The sequence below is a fragment of the Rhizobium sp. BK602 genome (genome assembly GCF_014195095.1).
Classification (GTDB): domain Bacteria; phylum Pseudomonadota; class Alphaproteobacteria; order Rhizobiales; family Rhizobiaceae; genus Rhizobium.
The window spans coordinates 1-15,971 of record NZ_JACIBC010000010.1 but is presented as its reverse complement, the minus strand read 5'-3'; the positions used below and the strand labels follow the sequence as shown (position 1 = coordinate 15,971).

The following is a 15,971-nucleotide window of genomic DNA, read 5'->3' as shown; positions in this document are numbered from 1 at the left end:
CCTTCAGCGACGACATGCAGCGATGAAATCACCCTATTGAAGTAAATAACAATATAAAGCGACAAAATCACATTTCTCATGACATTTTGTTTCATGCTGCGTGAAACGTCATGGTTGATCGTTTCGGGTGAATCTCATGCTTTGACGGGGCCTACCCCGTCTCCGCTCAAAACAAAATGACCGCCCCCTTGCGGAGGCGGTCATGGAAGATGGTATGCGGTCGGACCTTGCTGACGGCGCGGCTGTCGCCTTAAAAGCGGCGAGGGTCGCTGTCAGTCCGTCGAGGTCAGCGTTACGGAAGTGCCGGTCGCCGCGAGGTTGAGGCCGAGCTGGCCGGTCACGCTTACCGTCTGCAGATGGATCGAACCGGAAGTACCGCCGACGAGGATGTTCGTGCCGATGCCGACGCCGAGGGTCGCTTCGGCCGTGGCGCCCTGGTAGAGGCCGCTCAAGGAGCCATGATGATAGCCGGCTGTCGGCGCGAATACGGCCCAGACGAGCTTGCTGCGGGTGGTGAAGCCGAGATCGACGCCCATCTTGCGGATGGCGCCGCTATAGTGGTCCACGCGCTCTTTTCCCATGGTCGAATGGAAGGTGCAATCGACTTCCTTGGCAGAGCCGAGCACATAACCGACGCCGCCGCCGATCTCGCAAGTGAGATAGCCGATCTTGACGCCGTTGCGCTGGTCCTGTTCCTGCTCCTGATAGGAGGGCGACAGATCAGCCGCGCGTGCAGTCGCCGCACCGGCGACGATCAAGGATGCCGCTGAAAATGCCAGGGTAAGTATTTTTTTCATCTGTTTTCTCCTTGTCAGAGTATTCCGGGTGCGAACACCCTTTTGATCGAGCCGTTTTAAGGTCAGCTCTTACTAACGTCTGTCGTTGCAGAACGATCCCACAAAAATAAGGCAGCCTGTCCGTTATGCAGATAATAATATAAGGGGCCATGCAAGGAACGTCAGCCCCGCAGGCCCTTCACGTTTTGCGACCGGCTTTCATTCAACGCATGATTTGGCCGTCGATCACGCATGATTGAAGACGAACAAGCCGCCCAACATGCGGTTCGACATGCAGCGTGCCTTCATTGCGGGATCCGCATGGCGGCTGATTCGGCGCTCTTGCGTGCAAACGGGGGATTGCCTCGTTGATCACGCCCGTTGTCGTTGCTTTTCGTCGGTCACCGGGGCAAAGACCTCGACCGGCTCGCCGAGACCCTTGAGCGGGAAAGCGCCGAGACTTTCCATCTCGATCTCGCAACCGGCCATTTCGACGAAGGCTTTTGACAGGAGGACGGGCCGCTTGACCTCCTTGGTCAGCGATTCCAGCCGTGAGGCGATGTTGACCGCCGGGCCGATCACGGTGAAATCGAGCCGGGTTTTCGAGCCGATATTGCCATACATGACATCGCCCACATGCACGCCGACGCCATAGCGCAGCACTTCGCGGCCGTGTTTGCGGTTTTCCTCGTTCAGGGTGGCGACAGCCGCTTCCGCCTCGCCGATCGCCTGCAGAAGGCTGGAGCAGGCATCGGGATTGCTGAGTGGGAAGATCGCCAGCAGCCCGTCGCCCATGAATTTCAGGATCTCGCCGCCATGTTTCTCGATCGGCTCGGCCATCGCGTCGAAATAGCCGTTCAGAAGCTCGATGACATCGTCGCGCGGCCACATGTCGGAAATCGTGGTGAAATCGCGCAGGTCGCAAATGAGGATGGCGGCGCCGACGGTGGTGCCGCTGCCGCGCGTGGTTGCACCGGCGAGGATGGCTTCGCTGGCATGCGGGCCGACATAGGTGCGCAGCATCGTGCGCGCCAATATGTTCTTCAAGCGGATCTCGCTCACGAGCGTCAGGGCAGGCAGCAGGTCCTGGAGCACGCTCACCTGCTCTTCGGTGAAGCCGCCCGGCGCATCGCAGGCGAAGGTGGCGATATGACGCTTGCCGAACGTATGATAGATCGGCCAGGCGATGTAATCCGTCAGCCCCTCGGCGCGCATTTCATCGTAGAGAGTATAGGCAAAGCCACCCGCCGGCACCTTCTCGAGATTCTGGCGGACTTCGGTGGCGCCATTGAAGATCTCATTCATCGGGCTCGACAGGAACTGCGGCGTCTTTTCGACGCCATAGCTGAAGGTGGTGATATCGGCCTCTTCCAGTCCCGGGCGCCAGAGGATGCGCGCGCCGAGCCATTGCGGATGAAGTGTTCTGAAGTGCAGCGTCGCCCGTCCGACCGGGATGCCGGCGGCTCGCAATTTCTCGCAAAGGGCCACGAGGATATTGTCGATGAAACGTTCCTCGCGGGTCTCCTGGATCAGCCAGTCGAGAATACGGCTGCGCTTTATCGGCCAGGTGCCGTTGCTCTCGTCATGCATGCCGTCGGCAGCTTGCGATGAGATTTGCATAAGCGATACTCCATGAATGCCTGGCCTGTTGTGGCTGTGGCTGCGGCGGTGATTCAGCCGTAACGCGAATATATCCTTATTGTCGTTTGACTGGAACGACAATCGAGCCATTTCCGTGCGCTGCGTTTGTCGCAGGCCAGCCGGGAACCAGATCTCACCGATGAAGCAGGCTGTGGCGGCGACAGTTGGGGAATTTGCCGCATTCGCGTTTCGCGACTTGCTTTCGCAGCGCAGCAAAGCCAGACTGCCGCCCACCGTCTCATCGGCTTGCCGCAATCCCGGCGCCGTTATACGACCGTCCCGAAGGAGAGTTTTCATGACCCCGTCCGAAGCATCGCGTCTCGTTGCCGAGGAAGCCAAGACCTGGCGCCGCGAGATCCATCAGCATCCGGAGCTGCTGTTCGACCTGCCGCGCACGGCGGCGCTTGTCGCGGAGAAGCTCAAGGCATTCGGCTGCGACGAGGTGGTGACCGGGATCGCCCAGTCCGGGGTCGTGGCGGTGATTGCGGGCAAGCGGGGACCTGGCAGGACGATCGCATTCCGCTGCGATATGGACGCCTTGCCGATGTCCGAGCAGACGAACCTGCCCTATGCCTCGAAAGTGCCCAACATGATGCATGCCTGTGGCCATGACGGCCATACCGCCATCATGCTCGGCGCCGCCAAGCGTTTTGCCGCCGAACGGGATTTTGCCGGCAAGATCGTCCTCGTCTTCCAGCCGGCGGAAGAGGGCGGCGGCGGCGGGCGCGTGATGCTGGAGGAAAGGTTGCTCGATCGCTTCGGCATCGAGGAAGTCTACGGCATGCACAATCAGCCGGGTCTCGACGTTGGTTCCTTCGCCATCCGCAGCGGCCCGATGATGGCTGCCGGCGATCGTTTCGTCATTGCCATCACCGGCCTTGGCGGTCATGCCGCGACGCCGCATCTTGCCCGCGATCCGCTGCTTGCCGCCTCGCATCTGGTCGTGGCGCTCCAGTCGATCGCCTCCCGTTTCATCGACCCGCTCGATTCGGTCGTCGTGTCCGTGACCTTCATCAGCGGCGGCGACCGCAGGGCACTGAATGTCATCCCGTCGACGGTCGAGATCGGCGGCTCGGTCCGCACCATGCAGCCGTCAACGCGCCGCGCCGTCGAGCAGCGCTTCCGCGAGATCGTCAAGACGACGGCAGCACTTTATGGCGCCGAGGCCGAGATCGACTGGCGTCCGGGCTATCCGGTCACGGTCAACAATCCCGAGAAGACCTCCGCCGCCATCGCAGCGGCGCAAAGCATTGTCGGGCAGGAGCGTGTCGACGGCAACTGGCCGATGACCATGGGTTCGGAGGATTTCTCCTATATGCTCGAAAAACGGCCCGGCGCAATGATCTGGCTCGGCAATGGCGACAGCGCCGACCTGCATAACCCAGCCTATGATTTCAACGACAACGCCATTGCCTATGGCATCGATTACTGGGCGGCTCTGGTGGCACAACGCCTATCCTGATGAACGGTTGATAGAGGCAATAGATTGAGAGCATATTTGGCAGGCCCGGAGGTTTTTCTTCCGAACGCGCGGGACATTCTCGACCGCAAGATCGCGCTCGCGCGCGATTACGGTTTCACGCCGGTATCGCCGGGCGACCTGGCGGTCCCCGAAACCGAAACGAAAAGGCAGCGTGGCCTCGCCATCAGCGCCATCAACGAAAGGCTGATGTCGAGCGCCGATCTGATCATCGCCAATCTGACGCCCTTCCGTGGGGTCGCCGCCGATATCGGCACGGCGTTCGAACTCGGCTTCATGTGTGCCCGCGGCTGTCCGGCCTTTGCCTTTTCCAACAGCACGAAGAGCCATTTCGAACGGGCGAGCCGCTACTATGACGGTGCCCTCCGGCTCGATCATGACGGGCGTTATCGTGGCCCCGATGGAATGTCGCTCGAAAACTTCGACATGGTCGACAATCTGATGCTGGACGGCGGCATCGATTCCCGTGGCGGAACGATCGTCACGCGGCAGGTCGAGGCCGACCGGCTGTTTGTCGATCTCACGGCATTCGAGGAGTGCCTGCGGATCGCGGCGACAAGACTACTTGAGCGAGCGGTTCACGCCGCTCCTAGGGAAACCGCCAATTCCTGAAGCTCCTCATAGAGCGCTTCGGCAAAGCTGCGCAGCACCGTCAGCTCGAAACTCTCGGCGCCGGTACGCGTCAGCTGCACCGTGATGTGCCCAAACAGGGTGACGGCCGAGCGGCCTTCGGGGAAGGCCAAGGGATGAAGATCGACCGCTGTGCCCTTGGTTAGCAGTTCGACCGCTTTCGAGCCGGAAAGGCCGATGCGGACGCGTCCGTGGCTCTGGTCGGACAGATAAGCCTTGTTGAGAATGGCCGAGGAAAATGCTGCAATCTGCGAAGCCGCCAGCGCGGTGTCGCCGGCGACGAACCATTGCCGGTAGCCCGCTGGCCGGAGCGTGCTGGCATCGAGGCCGGCGACGGCGAGATGCCCGGCGAGGCTTTCGGCGTCGATGGCGCCCATCACATGCAGCAGATGGCCCTCCGGCAGCGGCTCAAGTCGGATATCCGGTCCCTGGAGGATGTCCTTGCCGGCAAGCACTGGGCTATGTTGCAGTTGATCAGGCATGGAGCTTCTCGTTGTCGGGGTCGATAAAGACGGGGCTGCAGAGCTGCGCCTCGGTGAATTCGTTTCTCAAGGCGTTCCAGACCAGCACTTTCTCACCGATGCGCTCCGGTCCGTTCTTGACCAGCGCGAGACCGATCGTGTGGCCGAGGCTCGGCGAGAAGGCGCTTGACGTAACATAGCCCTGGTCGTTTTCGAGCGTCGCCGCCGCGCCGTCGGCCAGAATATGGGCGCCGGTGCGGAAACTGGTGGCGGGATCGAGCGGCTTGACGCCGACAAGCCGGCCGCGATCCGCCGCCTGCAGCCCCTCGCGGGCGAGCATTTCCTTGCCGATGAAATCCGCCTTGGTCGTCGAGACCATGCGGCCAAAGCCGAGGTCGCCGGGTGTCACCGTGCCGTTGATCTCGGCATGGGTGACGTGGCCTTTCTCGATGCGCATGACGCCGAGCGCTTCAGCGCCATAGGGGCATATGCCATGCTTCTCGCCGGCCTGCATGACGGCGTCGGCGACCGCTTCTCCATAGCCGGCGGGCACCGCGAGCTCATAGGCGAGCTCGCCGGAAAAGGAGATGCGGAAGAGCCGGCCCTCGAGCTTGCCGCCGAAAAGCGTGACCGGGCGGGCGCTCATGAAGGGGAAGGCTTCATCGGAGAGATCCTCGTCGACGATCTCGGACAGGATCGCGCGGGATTTCGGGCCGGCAACGGCCATCTGCGCCCATTGGTCGGTCGAGGAGGCGAAATAGACCTCGAGCTCGGGCCAGAGCGTCTGGGCGCAGAATTCCAGATGGGTCAGCACGCCGGCAGCAAGTGCGGTCGTCGTCGTCATGAAGAAATGCTCTTCGCCGAGCCGGCTGGTCGTGCCGTCGTCATAGATCATGCCGTCTTCGCGCAGCATGATGCCGTAACGCGCCTTGCCGACGGCAAGCTTGGCGAAACCGTTGCAATAGACGCGGTCGAGGAAGGTCGCCGCATCCTTGCCGAAGATCTCGATCTTGCCGAGCGTGGAGACATCGCAGATGCCGGCGTGTCCGCGGATGTTCAGCACTTCGCGGTCGACGCTTTCTCGCCACGTCGTTTCGCCCGGACGCGGGAACCAGGAGGAGCGATACCAGAGGCCGGTTTCCACAAAGGTGGCGCCGTTCTTCTTGGCCCAGTTGTGCAGCGGCGATTTGCGGGCCGGCTGGAAATGCTTAGCTCGCGAGCTGCCCGTCAGTGCCCCGAAGGAGACCGGCGTGTAGAAGGGGCGGAACGTGGTGGTGCCGACTTCGCCGGGCGACATGCCGCGTGCTTCGGCGAGAATGCCGATGGCGTTGATATTGGAGAGCTTGCCCTGGTCGGTCGCCATGCCATTGGTCGTATAGCGCTTGGCAAGCTCGACGTGGCCGTAGCCCTCGCGCACCGCAAGGCCGAGATCCTTGAGGTTCACGTCGTTCTGGTAGTCGACGAAGGCCTTGCCCTTGCCGCCCTTGACGTACCAGAGCGGCGTGGCCACGGTCTGTCCGTCTTCCACCGGTGCGAAGGCCGGCTCGACCTTGGCGAAACCGATGGCCGCCAGCGCCTCGATCGCCTTGCCGGCGCCATCGCCGAGGCAGGCTTCCGCCGTGGCGAGACCGGCGGCGGAGCCGGCGATCAGCAATCCGTCCTGCCTTTCCGGCGCGAGGAAAGCCGCGTGCCGTTCGGACCAGGCCGGTTTTGCCCCGCGATGGCAAGCGAGGTGAATGATCGGGCTCCAGCCGCCGGACATGGCCAGCGCATCAGCCTCGATGTCCTGCATGCCGGATGCCGTCGCAATGGTCACGCGCTGCAATTGCTTGCCGCCATGGGCATCGACGATGCATCCGCCGGAGAGGACCGGCGCCTTGCCGCCCCAGCCTGCGCTGCGTGCCGACCGGTTATCGACGATGGCGGCAACCTCGACGCCGGCGGCCTCGAGATCGGCGGCGGTGCGATAGCCGGATTCATTCGTGGTGAAGATCACGGTGCGGGCGCCGGGGGCGACCGCCTGGCGGTTCAGATAGCTGCGCATGGCGCCCGCCATCATGATACCGGGGATGTCGTTGCCGCCGAAGACAAGCGGCCGCTCCTCCGCGCCGGTGGCAAGGATCGCCTGCTTGGCGATGATGCGCCAGAAACGTTCGACGGGACGATGGGGATCGGGCGTGACTACATGCTTCTGCACGCGCTCGACCGCGCCGAAGACATTGTCGTCGTACCAGCCGATGACGGTGGTGCGCGGCAGGAGCTGGACGTTCGGCAGCGTCGCCAATTCGTCAAGAATGGTTTGCAGGGCAGAATCGGCTTCGTTCAGCAGGCTGCCGCCATGCACAAAATTCTCGTCGGCAAGGATCACGCGCGCTCCGGCGCGGCCCGCTGTCAGCGCCGCGGCAAGGCCGGCCGGTCCGGCACCGATCACCAGCAGGTCGCAATGCGCCCAGCATTTCTCGTAGGAATCGGGATCGGCTTCATAGGAGGCCTTGCCGAGACCGGCGGCCTTGCGGATCAGCGGCTCGTAGACCTTCTCCCAGAAGGCGGCCGGCCACATGAAGGTCTTGTAGTAGAAACCGGCACTGAGGAAGGGCGAGAGCAAGCCGTTGAGGGCGCCGATATCGAAATCGAGCGAGGGCCAGCGGTTCTGGCTGCGCGCGATGAGCCCGTCATAGAGCTCGATCATCGTGGCGCGGCTGTTGGCCTCCGTGCGGCCGCCGGTGCCGGTCGTCACCAGCGCGTTCGGCTCGGCCGCGCCCGCCGTCAGGATGCCGCGGGGACGGTGATATTTGAAGCTGCGGCCGACGAGCTGGATGCCGTTGGCGAGCAAAGCGGAGGCAAGCGTATCCCCGGGATGACCGGACAGGTCCCTGCCGTCGAAGCTGAAATGGATCGACTGGGCGCGGTCGATCCGGCCGCCGGAGGAAAGGCGATAGCTGCTCATGCCCGGTCTCCAAGCTTGGTAAGTGCCGCATCGCTGACGGTGTGGACCTTGTGCGTGACCGTATCGCGCTCGACGATCAACCAGCGGCGGCAGCCGGAGGAATGATGCCAATACTCCTTGTGAATCCCCTTCGGATTGTTGCGGAGGTAGACGTAATCGTACCATTCTTCGGGGGATGCACCGGGAGCCGGGCGCGTCAGGCTTGCATCGCCCTTGATGGTGAACTCCTCCTTGGGGCGGATGCCGCAGTGAGGGCAGGAAATCAGGCTTGCCATCTCGTCATGTCCTCAATGCAGGTTCGGCTGGGCGCCGACGCCCTTTTCGTCGATCTGGTAGCCGCGCTGGAAACGGTCCAGGCGCAATTGCCGCGCCGTCTCGTGCGGCTCGTTGCGGGCGATCAGATGCGCGTAGCAGTAGCCGGAGGCGGGTGTCGCCTTGAAGCCGCCATAGCACCAGCCGGCGTTCAGATAGAGATTGTCGATATGGGTGCGGTCGATGATCGGCGAGCCGTCCATGCTCATGTCCATGACACCGCCCCAGCTGCGCAGGTAGCGCACCCGCGTCAGCGCCGGGATCATCGCCACGCCGGCCTCTGCGACATGCTCGACGGTCGCGAGATTGCCGCGCTGGGCATAGGAATTATAGCCGTCGATGTCGCCGCCGAAGACGAGGCCGCCCTTGTCCGACTGCGAGACATAGAAATGCCCGGCGCCGAAGGTGACGACGCAATCGATGAAGGGCTTCAGCCCCTCGGAGACGAAGGCCTGCAGCACATGGCTTTCGATCGGCAGGCGCAGGCCCGCCATATCGGCGACGATGGTGGAGTTGCCGGCGGCCGCCAGCGCCAGCTTGCCGCAGCCGATGAAGCCCTTGTTGGTCTCGACGCCGGTCACACGGCCATTTTCGCGGCGTATGCCGGTCACCTCGCAGCCGGTGATGATGTCGACGCCGCGGCTGTCGGCGCCGCGCGCATAGCCCCAGGCGACCGCATCATGGCGCACGGTGCCGCCGCGCGGCTGCAACAACCCGCCCATGATCGGGAAGCGGGCATTGTCGAAATCGAGGAAGGGAAGCTTCCTGCGAACGGCCTCCCGGTCGAGCAGTTCGGCATCGACGCCGTGCAGGCGCATGGCATTGCCGCGTCTCATATAGGCGTCGCGCTGGGCGTCGGAATGAAAGAGGTTGAGTACGCCGCGCTGCGAAACCATGGCATTGTAGTTGAAATCCTGCTCCAGCCCTTCCCAGAGCTTCATCGACAGCTCGTAGAAGGGATTGTTGCCGGGCAGCAGGTAGTTGGAGCGGATGATCGTCGTGTTGCGGCCGATATTGCCGGAGCCGAGATAGCCCTTTTCCAGGACGGCGACATTGGTGATGCCGAAGGTCTTGGCGAGATAATAGGCCGTCGCCAGCCCATGGCCGCCACCTCCGACGATGATCACATCATAATGTGGCTTCGGTTCGGGCTGACGCCAGGCGGGTGCCCAGCCGGTATTGCCGCGAAGGCCGTTGAGAAAAATGGAGAGAGCGGAATAGCGCATGAATGGCTCCGAAAGAACCGCCCCATGATGACAGAAGGACGATCGCATACTTGCCTATTTGGGACTTTTTCGAATAGAAAAGGGACATGTCATTCATCGACGCGAAAAACGTCCAGCATGTCGGCTTCATCCTGATCCCGGGATTCGCCTTGATGTCCTACGCCTCGGCGACGGAGCCGCTGCGTGCCGCCAATCTGCTTGCGGGGCGGGAAATCTATCGCCTGTCGAATTTCTCGCCGGACGGTGCGCCGGCTCTGTCCTCCGGCGGCGTGCCGGTGCCGGTCGACCCGCTTCCGGGTCGTGGCTCGGGGCTAGGCACCATCTTCGTCTGCGCCGGCGGTTCGCCGCGCGACTGGCATTATCCCGCCGTCCATGCCTGTCTCAGGCAGCTGGCGCGCGAGGGCGTGCGCATCGGCGGCATTTCCGGCGGACCCTACCTGCTGGCGGATGCCGGCCTGCTTGCCGAGCGCGATTTCACCATCCACTGGGAGCATGCGCCGGCGCTCCTGGAAGCCTTCCCTGCGCTTTTACCGCGGCAGGCCCGGTTCGTTATCGATGGCAACCGCATCACCTGCGGCGGTGGCATTGCGCCGCTCGACATGATGCATGTGCTGATTTCCGAGCGCATGGGGCCGGATTTCGCCCGCCGCGTCAGCGACTGGTACCTGCACACGGAGGTCGGCGAACCGACGGCGCCGCAGCGCGGCTCGCTTGCCGAACGCTACGGCGTGCATCATCCCGGCCTCCTCAGCGTGCTGGAGAAGATGGAGGAGACGATCGAGATGCCGCTCGGCCGTGCGGCCATGGCGCGGATCGCCGGCGTCACGCCGCGCCATCTCGACCGGCTGTTCGCGGCCCATCTCGGCTCCACCTTCCTCGATCAGTATCGCCGCATCAGGCTGCAGCACGCGCGGCGGCTGCTGGAGCAGAGCCCGCTTTCCATATCCGAAATCGCCGTCGCCACCGGCTTTTCCAGCGGCGCGCATTTCTCGCGCATTTATCGCAATGTCTATGGGGTCGCGCCCAGCAATATTCGCAAATCCTGACTTTCGTCTCGGTTGAGAAAATTTCACTCCGACGATAGGGTGCTTGTAAAGGTGCGTTGCAGCAAAGGATATTGAATGAAGAGCAAGCCGGAGAAGACATCGAGCGAAGAGCATCCGCACAACGCGCGACCGGCTTTTTCGCAGGACCCGCATGCGGTTCGCGAGCCGAAGGAAAACAACCTGGAAATGGCGATCGGCCATGAGGTGCGCGCCTATCGCAAGAAGCTCGGCATTACCGTGACGGACCTTGCGGCCGCCACCGGCATTTCGCTCGGCATGCTGTCGAAGATCGAAAACGGCAATATCTCGCCGTCGCTGACGACGTTGCAATCGCTCTCCCGCGCTCTCGGCGTGCCGCTGACGGCCTTCTTCCGCCGATACGAGGAGCCGCGCAACGCTGTCTTCGTCAAGGCGGGGCAGGGGGTGGAGCTGGAGCGGCGCGGCACGCGCGCCGGCCATCAGTATAATGTGCTTGGCCATATCGACAACAATTCGAGCGGCGTGATCGTCGAGCCCTATCTCATCACGCTGACGGCCGATTCCGACGTGTTCCCGACGTTCCAGCACGAGGGCATGGAGTTCCTCTACATGCTCGAAGGCGAGGTCGTCTATCGCCACGGAGAGCAGCTTTTCACCATGCAGCCGGGCGATAGCCTGTTCTTCGATGCCGACGCGCCGCATGGGCCGGAAGTGCTGGTGAAACTGCCGAGCCGCTATCTCTCGATCATCAGCTATCCACAGCGCGGCAAGAGCGACTGACTTGCTTTAAAAGAAAATATTATTCTTACCAGTTGAAATCCTAAATTGGACCTGCTAGTCATTTTGCAGACGCGAAATGGAGGGTCTGATCATGTGCGGAATTGTGGGTCTCTTCCTGAAGGATAAAAGCCTGGAGCCGGAGCTCGGCTCGCTTCTTTCCTCCATGCTGGTGACGATGACGGATCGCGGGCCTGACAGCGCCGGCATCGCGATTTACGGCGGCGCGAACGGGAATAAAGCGAAAATCACCATCCAGTCTGCCAATCCGGCAAAGGATTTCGACGGCCTGGAGGCCGATCTGAGGCGGGCGCTCGACGCGCCGGTGTCGATCGAGGTGAAGAGCACCCATGCCGTTATTGTGCTTGCGAAAGACAAGCGCAGCGATGGCCGCGCGGCCATCGCTGCGCTGCGGCCGGATGTCCGGGTGATGAGCAGCGGCGATGCCATCGAGATCTATAAGGAGACCGGCCTGCCCAAGGATGTCGTCTCCCGCTTCGGCGTCGCCTCCATGTCCGGCACGCACGGCATCGGCCATACCCGCATGGCGACCGAATCCGCCGTCACGACGCTCGGCGCGCATCCTTTCTCGACCGGCTCCGATCAATGCCTGGTTCATAACGGCTCGCTGTCGAACCACAACAATCTTCGCCGCGAGCTGGTGCGCGAGGGCATGAGCTTCGAGACGCAGAACGACTCCGAAGTCGCCGCCGCCTATCTGACGGCCGAGATGGCCAAGGGTAAGGATCTGGGCGAGGCGCTGACCGGCGCGCTGGACGATCTCGACGGTTTCTTCACCTTCGTCGTCGGCACCAAGTCCGGCTTCGGCGTCGTGCGCGATCCGATCGCCTGCAAGCCGGCGGTCATGGCCGAAACCGATCGATATGTCGCTTTCGGTTCCGAATATCGCGCGCTCGTCAATCTGCCGGGCATCGAGGATGCCCGCATCTGGGAGCCGGAGCCGGCCACCGTCTATTTCTGGGATCACGAAAAGGCTGCCTGATCAGGCTTCGTGCAATCGAGAGAGTTGTTTAATGCCAGTTTTCGATCTTTCCGTCACGCCGCTGCGTGACCTCAACAGCGCACTTCACGGGCTTGCGGCGGGCGCCAACGATATCGCCTTCGAAGTCGTGAACCCGCGTGGCCATCACGCCGTCGCCGTCGGCATCGACGCGCCCGTCACCGTCGATGTCAGGGGCTCGGTCGGCTATTACTGCGCCGGCATGAACGATGGCGGCAACGTCACGGTGCATGGTTCGGCCGGTCCCGGCGTCGCCGAAAACATGATGTCGGGCACCGTCGTCATCGAAGGCGATGCCAGCCAGTATGCGGGCGCGACCGGCCGCGGCGGCCTGCTGGTCATCAAGGGCAATGCGGCCTCGCGCTGCGGCATCTCGATGAAGGGCATCGATATCGTCGTGCATGGTAATATCGGCCATATGTCGGCCTTCATGGGACAGTCGGGCCATCTGGTCGTGCTCGGTGATGCCGGCGATGCGCTGGGCGACAGTCTCTACGAAGCCAAGCTTTTCGTGCGCGGCTCGGTCAAGAGCCTGGGCTCCGACTGCATCGAAAAGGAGATGCGTCCCGAGCATCTGGAAAAGCTCGCCGAGCTTCTCGCAAAGGCCGGCGTCCATGACGTCAGGCCGGAAGAGTTCAAGCGCTATGGATCGGCGCGCAAGCTCTACAATTTCAACATCGACAATGCCGACGCGTATTGAGGCAAGAGAGACATTATGAGCTATCACAATCCCTTTACGCCGCCGCGCAAGTCCGCCACCTTCGACGACCATACGCTGGCCGAGATCCGCCGCGCGGCGGCGACCGGCATCTATGACATTCGCGGCGCCGGCACGAAGCGCAAGGTGCCGCATTTTGACGACTTGCTGTTTCTCGGCGCGTCGATCTCGCGCTATCCGCTCGAAGGCTATCGCGAGAAATGCGACACGACCGTGGTTCTCGGCAGCCGCTTCGCCAAGAAGCCGATCACGCTCAAGACCCCGATCACCATTGCCGGCATGAGTTTCGGCGCCCTGTCGGGCAATGCCAAGGAAGCGCTCGGCCGCGGCGCCACGCTGGCCGGCACCTCGACCACGACCGGCGACGGCGGCATGACCGACGAGGAGCGCGGCCACTCGCAGACGCTGGTCTATCAGTATCTGCCGTCGCGCTACGGCATGAATCCTAGGGATTTGCGCCGCGCCGATGCGATCGAAGTGGTTGTGGGACAGGGGGCCAAGCCCGGCGGCGGCGGCATGCTGCTCGGCCAGAAGATTTCCGATCGCGTCGCCAACATGCGCAATCTGCCCAAGGGCATCGACCAGCGCTCGGCCTGCCGCCACCCGGACTGGACCGGGCCGGACGATCTTGAAATCAAGATTATGGAGCTGCGCGAAATTACCGATTGGGAAAAGCCGATCTACGTCAAGGTTGGCGGCGCGCGCCCCTATTATGATACCGCGCTCGCGGTGAAGGCCGGCGCCGATGTCGTCGTGCTCGACGGCATGCAGGGCGGCACGGCCGCAACCCAGGATGTCTTCATCGAGAATGTCGGCATGCCGACGCTCGCCTGCATTCGCCCCGCCGTCCAGGCGCTGCAGGATCTCGGCATGCACCGCAAGGTGCAGCTGATCATCTCCGGCGGCATCCGCTCCGGCGCCGATGTGGCCAAGGCGCTCGCGCTCGGTGCCGATGCGGTCGCCATCGGTACGGCCGCCCTGGTCGCCATCGGCGACAACGACCCGCGCTGGGAGGAGGAATACCAGAAGCTTGGCACGACCGCCGGTGCCTATGACGACTGGCACGAGGGCAAGGACCCGGCCGGCATCACCACCCAGGACCCGGAACTGGCCGCGCGGCTGGATCCGGTCGCGGCCGGCCGCCGCCTTGCCAACTATCTGAAGGTGATGACGCTCGAAGCGCAGACCATCGCCCGCGCCTGCGGCAAGAACCATCTGCACAATCTCGAGCCGGAGGATCTCTGCGCGCTCACGATGGAAGCCGCCGCCATGGCGCAAATCCCGCTTGCGGGCACCAACTGGTATCCGGGCAAGGCCGGATTTTAAATATCGGAACGGGCGCATTTGGGAGGATGTCGCCCGTTTCTTTTGACAAGTGTCCAATATCAAAAATGAGGGAACGACTGTGACACTGGACCTCTCGCATTATGCCTCCGAGAAAGGCATCAAGTATTTCATGATCAGCTATACGGACCTGTTCGGCGGTCAACGCGCCAAATTGGTCCCTGCTGAAGCAATCGCCGACATGCAGAAAGACGGCGCCGGTTTTGCCGGTTTTGCCACCTGGCTCGATCTGACGCCGGCTCATCCCGATCTCTTCGCCGTGCCGGATGCCTCCTCCGTCATCCAGCTCCCGTGGAAGAGGGATGTCGCCTGGGTCGCGGCCGACTGCATGATGGAAGACAAGCCCGTCGAACAGGCGCCGCGCGTCGTGCTGAAAAAGCTGGTCGCCGAGGCCGCGAAAGAGGGGCTGCGGGTCAAGACCGGTGTCGAGCCGGAATTCTTCCTGATTTCGCCGGACGGTACGAAGATCTCCGACGAGTTCGACACGGCGGAAAAGCCCTGCTACGACCAGCAGGCGGTCATGCGCCGCTATGACGTGATCGCCGAGATCTGCGACTACATGCTCGAACTCGGCTGGAAGCCCTACCAGAACGATCACGAGGACGCCAACGGCCAGTTCGAGATGAACTGGGAATATGACGATGCGCTGAAGACGGCCGACAAGCACTCCTTCTTCAAGTTCATGGTCAAGTCGGTTGCCGAAAAGCACGGGCTGCGCGCCACCTTCATGCCCAAGCCCTTCAAGGGGCTGACCGGAAACGGTTGCCACGCGCATATCTCCGTCTGGGACGTCGAGGGCAAGGTCAATGCCTTCGCCGACAGTGCGATGCCGTTCGGGCTGTCCGCAAAGGGCAAGACGTTTTTGGGCGGTATCATGAAGCATGCCTCCGCGCTCGCCGCCGTTACCAATCCCACCGTCAATTCCTACAAGCGCATCAATGCGCCGCGCACGGTTTCGGGAGCGACCTGGGCGCCCAATACGGTAACCTGGACCGGCAATAACCGCACGCATATGGTGCGCGTTCCGGGACCGGGCCGTTTCGAGCTGCGGCTTCCGGACGGTGCCGTCAATCCCTATCTGCTGCAGTCGATCATCATTGCGGCCGGTCTTTCCGGACTGCGTACCAATGCCGATCCAGGCCCGCACTACGATATCGACATGTACCGGGACGGTCATGCCGTGACCGACGCACCGAAACTGCCGCTCAACCTTCTCGACGCGCTGCGCGAATACGAGAAGGATACGGAGCTGCAGGCCGCGCTCGGGACGGAATTTTCCGCCGCCTATATCAAGCTGAAGCATGGCGAATGGAACAGCTATTGCTCGCAGTTCACCGCCTGGGAGCATTCGACGACGCTCGATATCTGAGCATGTCAAAGGCATTTCACCGGATTAACGCCCGGGCCGGAGCCTGAAATTCCGGCCCGCGCGGACGCGCAGTCGCAGCTTGCAGGGGAAGAGACATGAAAAATTACGTTCTACGGGTATCGTGCCAATCGACGCGCGGGATTGTGGCCGCGATCGCCAATTATCTGGCCGACCAGGGCTGCAACATCGTCGATTCCAGCCAGTTCGACGATCTCGACACCGGCAAGTTCTTCATGCGCGTCTC

General features: G+C 62.6%; 15 protein-coding genes. 9 read left to right on the top strand and 6 right to left on the bottom strand.

Annotated elements, in window-relative coordinates; translation table 11 throughout:
- Positions 1–272: 272 nt before the first annotated feature.
- Positions 273–797 carry a DUF992 domain-containing protein gene (locus tag FHX11_RS26195; RefSeq protein ID WP_184363144.1) on the bottom strand — a complete coding sequence of 175 codons (525 nt, stop codon included), beginning with the start codon at positions 795–797 and terminating at the stop codon, positions 273–275.
- Positions 798–1,148: 351 nt separating this feature from the next.
- Complete coding sequence (locus FHX11_RS26190; protein ID WP_184363141.1) at positions 1,149–2,396, bottom strand: adenylate/guanylate cyclase domain-containing protein; 1,248 nt, start codon at positions 2,394–2,396, stop codon at positions 1,149–1,151.
- Positions 2,397–2,712: 316 nt separating this feature from the next.
- Between FHX11_RS26190 and FHX11_RS26185 the strand changes: the two genes are divergently transcribed.
- Together FHX11_RS26185 and FHX11_RS26180 are read left to right on the top strand one after the other, a co-directional pair.
- Positions 2,713–3,879, top strand: coding sequence for a M20 aminoacylase family protein (locus FHX11_RS26185; RefSeq protein ID WP_184363138.1), 1,167 nt, complete (start codon positions 2,713–2,715; stop codon positions 3,877–3,879).
- 24 nt (positions 3,880–3,903) lie between these two features.
- The gene (locus FHX11_RS26180; RefSeq protein ID WP_184363136.1) at positions 3,904–4,509 is read left to right on the top strand and encodes a nucleoside 2-deoxyribosyltransferase; all 606 of its coding nucleotides are present in this window, start codon (positions 3,904–3,906) and stop codon (positions 4,507–4,509) included.
- Here FHX11_RS26180 and FHX11_RS26175 read toward each other — a convergent pair.
- The 4 genes from FHX11_RS26175 to FHX11_RS26160 are packed head-to-tail and all read right to left on the bottom strand — an operon-like array spanning position 4,476 to position 9,473.
- Entirely contained in the window at positions 4,476–5,009 is a 534-nt protein-coding gene (locus FHX11_RS26175) for a sarcosine oxidase subunit gamma family protein (protein WP_184363134.1), read from the bottom strand. The two genes, FHX11_RS26180 and FHX11_RS26175, sit on opposite strands and share 34 nt — an antisense overlap.
- Positions 5,002–7,935 (bottom strand): sarcosine oxidase subunit alpha family protein, encoded by a 2,934-nt coding sequence (locus FHX11_RS26170; protein ID WP_184363131.1) that lies wholly within the window; start codon positions 7,933–7,935, stop codon positions 5,002–5,004. The genes FHX11_RS26175 and FHX11_RS26170 overlap by 8 nt, the downstream gene beginning before the upstream one ends.
- On the bottom strand, positions 7,932–8,210 hold the full coding sequence (locus tag FHX11_RS26165; RefSeq protein ID WP_184363128.1) for a sarcosine oxidase subunit delta: 279 nt from the start codon (positions 8,208–8,210) through the stop codon (positions 7,932–7,934). Before FHX11_RS26165 ends, FHX11_RS26170 begins: the two co-directional genes overlap by 4 nt.
- A gap of 12 nt (positions 8,211–8,222) precedes the next feature.
- A complete protein-coding gene (locus FHX11_RS26160; RefSeq protein WP_184363125.1) occupies positions 8,223–9,473 on the bottom strand; it encodes a sarcosine oxidase subunit beta family protein in 1,251 nt (416 codons plus the stop codon).
- 86 nt (positions 9,474–9,559) lie between these two features.
- On the opposite strand from FHX11_RS26160, the gene FHX11_RS26155 reads away from it, so the two are divergent.
- From FHX11_RS26155 to FHX11_RS26125, 7 genes are all read left to right on the top strand, one after another.
- Entirely contained in the window at positions 9,560–10,519 is a 960-nt protein-coding gene (locus FHX11_RS26155; RefSeq protein ID WP_184363122.1) for a GlxA family transcriptional regulator, read from the top strand.
- Positions 10,520–10,594: 75 nt separating this feature from the next.
- Positions 10,595–11,278, top strand: coding sequence for a helix-turn-helix domain-containing protein (locus FHX11_RS26150; RefSeq protein WP_184363120.1), 684 nt, complete (start codon positions 10,595–10,597; stop codon positions 11,276–11,278).
- Between the two features lie 91 nt (positions 11,279–11,369).
- Positions 11,370–12,278 (top strand): glutamine amidotransferase family protein, encoded by a 909-nt coding sequence (locus tag FHX11_RS26145; RefSeq protein WP_184363117.1) that lies wholly within the window; start codon positions 11,370–11,372, stop codon positions 12,276–12,278.
- A 31-nt stretch (positions 12,279–12,309) separates the two neighbouring features.
- Positions 12,310–12,996, top strand: coding sequence for a GXGXG domain-containing protein (locus tag FHX11_RS26140; RefSeq protein ID WP_184363114.1), 687 nt, complete (start codon positions 12,310–12,312; stop codon positions 12,994–12,996).
- Between the two features lie 15 nt (positions 12,997–13,011).
- A complete protein-coding gene (locus FHX11_RS26135) occupies positions 13,012–14,340 on the top strand; it encodes an FMN-binding glutamate synthase family protein (protein ID WP_184363110.1) in 1,329 nt (442 codons plus the stop codon).
- Between the two features lie 79 nt (positions 14,341–14,419).
- On the top strand, positions 14,420–15,727 hold the full coding sequence (gene glnT / locus FHX11_RS26130; protein ID WP_184363107.1) for a type III glutamate--ammonia ligase: 1,308 nt from the start codon (positions 14,420–14,422) through the stop codon (positions 15,725–15,727).
- Between the two features lie 95 nt (positions 15,728–15,822).
- On the top strand, positions 15,823–15,971 hold a 149-nt coding region (locus FHX11_RS26125; RefSeq protein ID WP_184363105.1), incomplete at its 3' end, for an ACT domain-containing protein.

What these genes read in the sequence shown, in the direction of transcription:
- FHX11_RS26145 (WP_184363117.1), top strand. Translation starts at nt 11,370, where the DNA reads ATGTGCGGAATTGTGGGTCTCTTCCTGAAGGATAAAAGCCTGGAGCCG.
- FHX11_RS26170 (WP_184363131.1), bottom strand. Translation starts at nt 7,935, where the DNA reads ATGAGCAGCTATCGCCTTTCCTCCGGCGGCCGGATCGACCGCGCCCAG.
- FHX11_RS26165 (WP_184363128.1), bottom strand. Translation starts at nt 8,210, where the DNA reads ATGGCAAGCCTGATTTCCTGCCCTCACTGCGGCATCCGCCCCAAGGAG.
- FHX11_RS26135 (WP_184363110.1), top strand. Translation starts at nt 13,012, where the DNA reads ATGAGCTATCACAATCCCTTTACGCCGCCGCGCAAGTCCGCCACCTTC.
- FHX11_RS26150 (WP_184363120.1), top strand. Translation starts at nt 10,595, where the DNA reads ATGAAGAGCAAGCCGGAGAAGACATCGAGCGAAGAGCATCCGCACAAC.
- FHX11_RS26195 (WP_184363144.1), bottom strand. Translation starts at nt 797, where the DNA reads ATGAAAAAAATACTTACCCTGGCATTTTCAGCGGCATCCTTGATCGTC.
- FHX11_RS26140 (WP_184363114.1), top strand. Translation starts at nt 12,310, where the DNA reads ATGCCAGTTTTCGATCTTTCCGTCACGCCGCTGCGTGACCTCAACAGC.
- FHX11_RS26155 (WP_184363122.1), top strand. Translation starts at nt 9,560, where the DNA reads ATGTCATTCATCGACGCGAAAAACGTCCAGCATGTCGGCTTCATCCTG.
- FHX11_RS26185 (WP_184363138.1), top strand. Translation starts at nt 2,713, where the DNA reads ATGACCCCGTCCGAAGCATCGCGTCTCGTTGCCGAGGAAGCCAAGACC.
- FHX11_RS26175 (WP_184363134.1), bottom strand. Translation starts at nt 5,009, where the DNA reads ATGCCTGATCAACTGCAACATAGCCCAGTGCTTGCCGGCAAGGACATC.
- FHX11_RS26160 (WP_184363125.1), bottom strand. Translation starts at nt 9,473, where the DNA reads ATGCGCTATTCCGCTCTCTCCATTTTTCTCAACGGCCTTCGCGGCAAT.
- FHX11_RS26190 (WP_184363141.1), bottom strand. Translation starts at nt 2,396, where the DNA reads ATGCAAATCTCATCGCAAGCTGCCGACGGCATGCATGACGAGAGCAAC.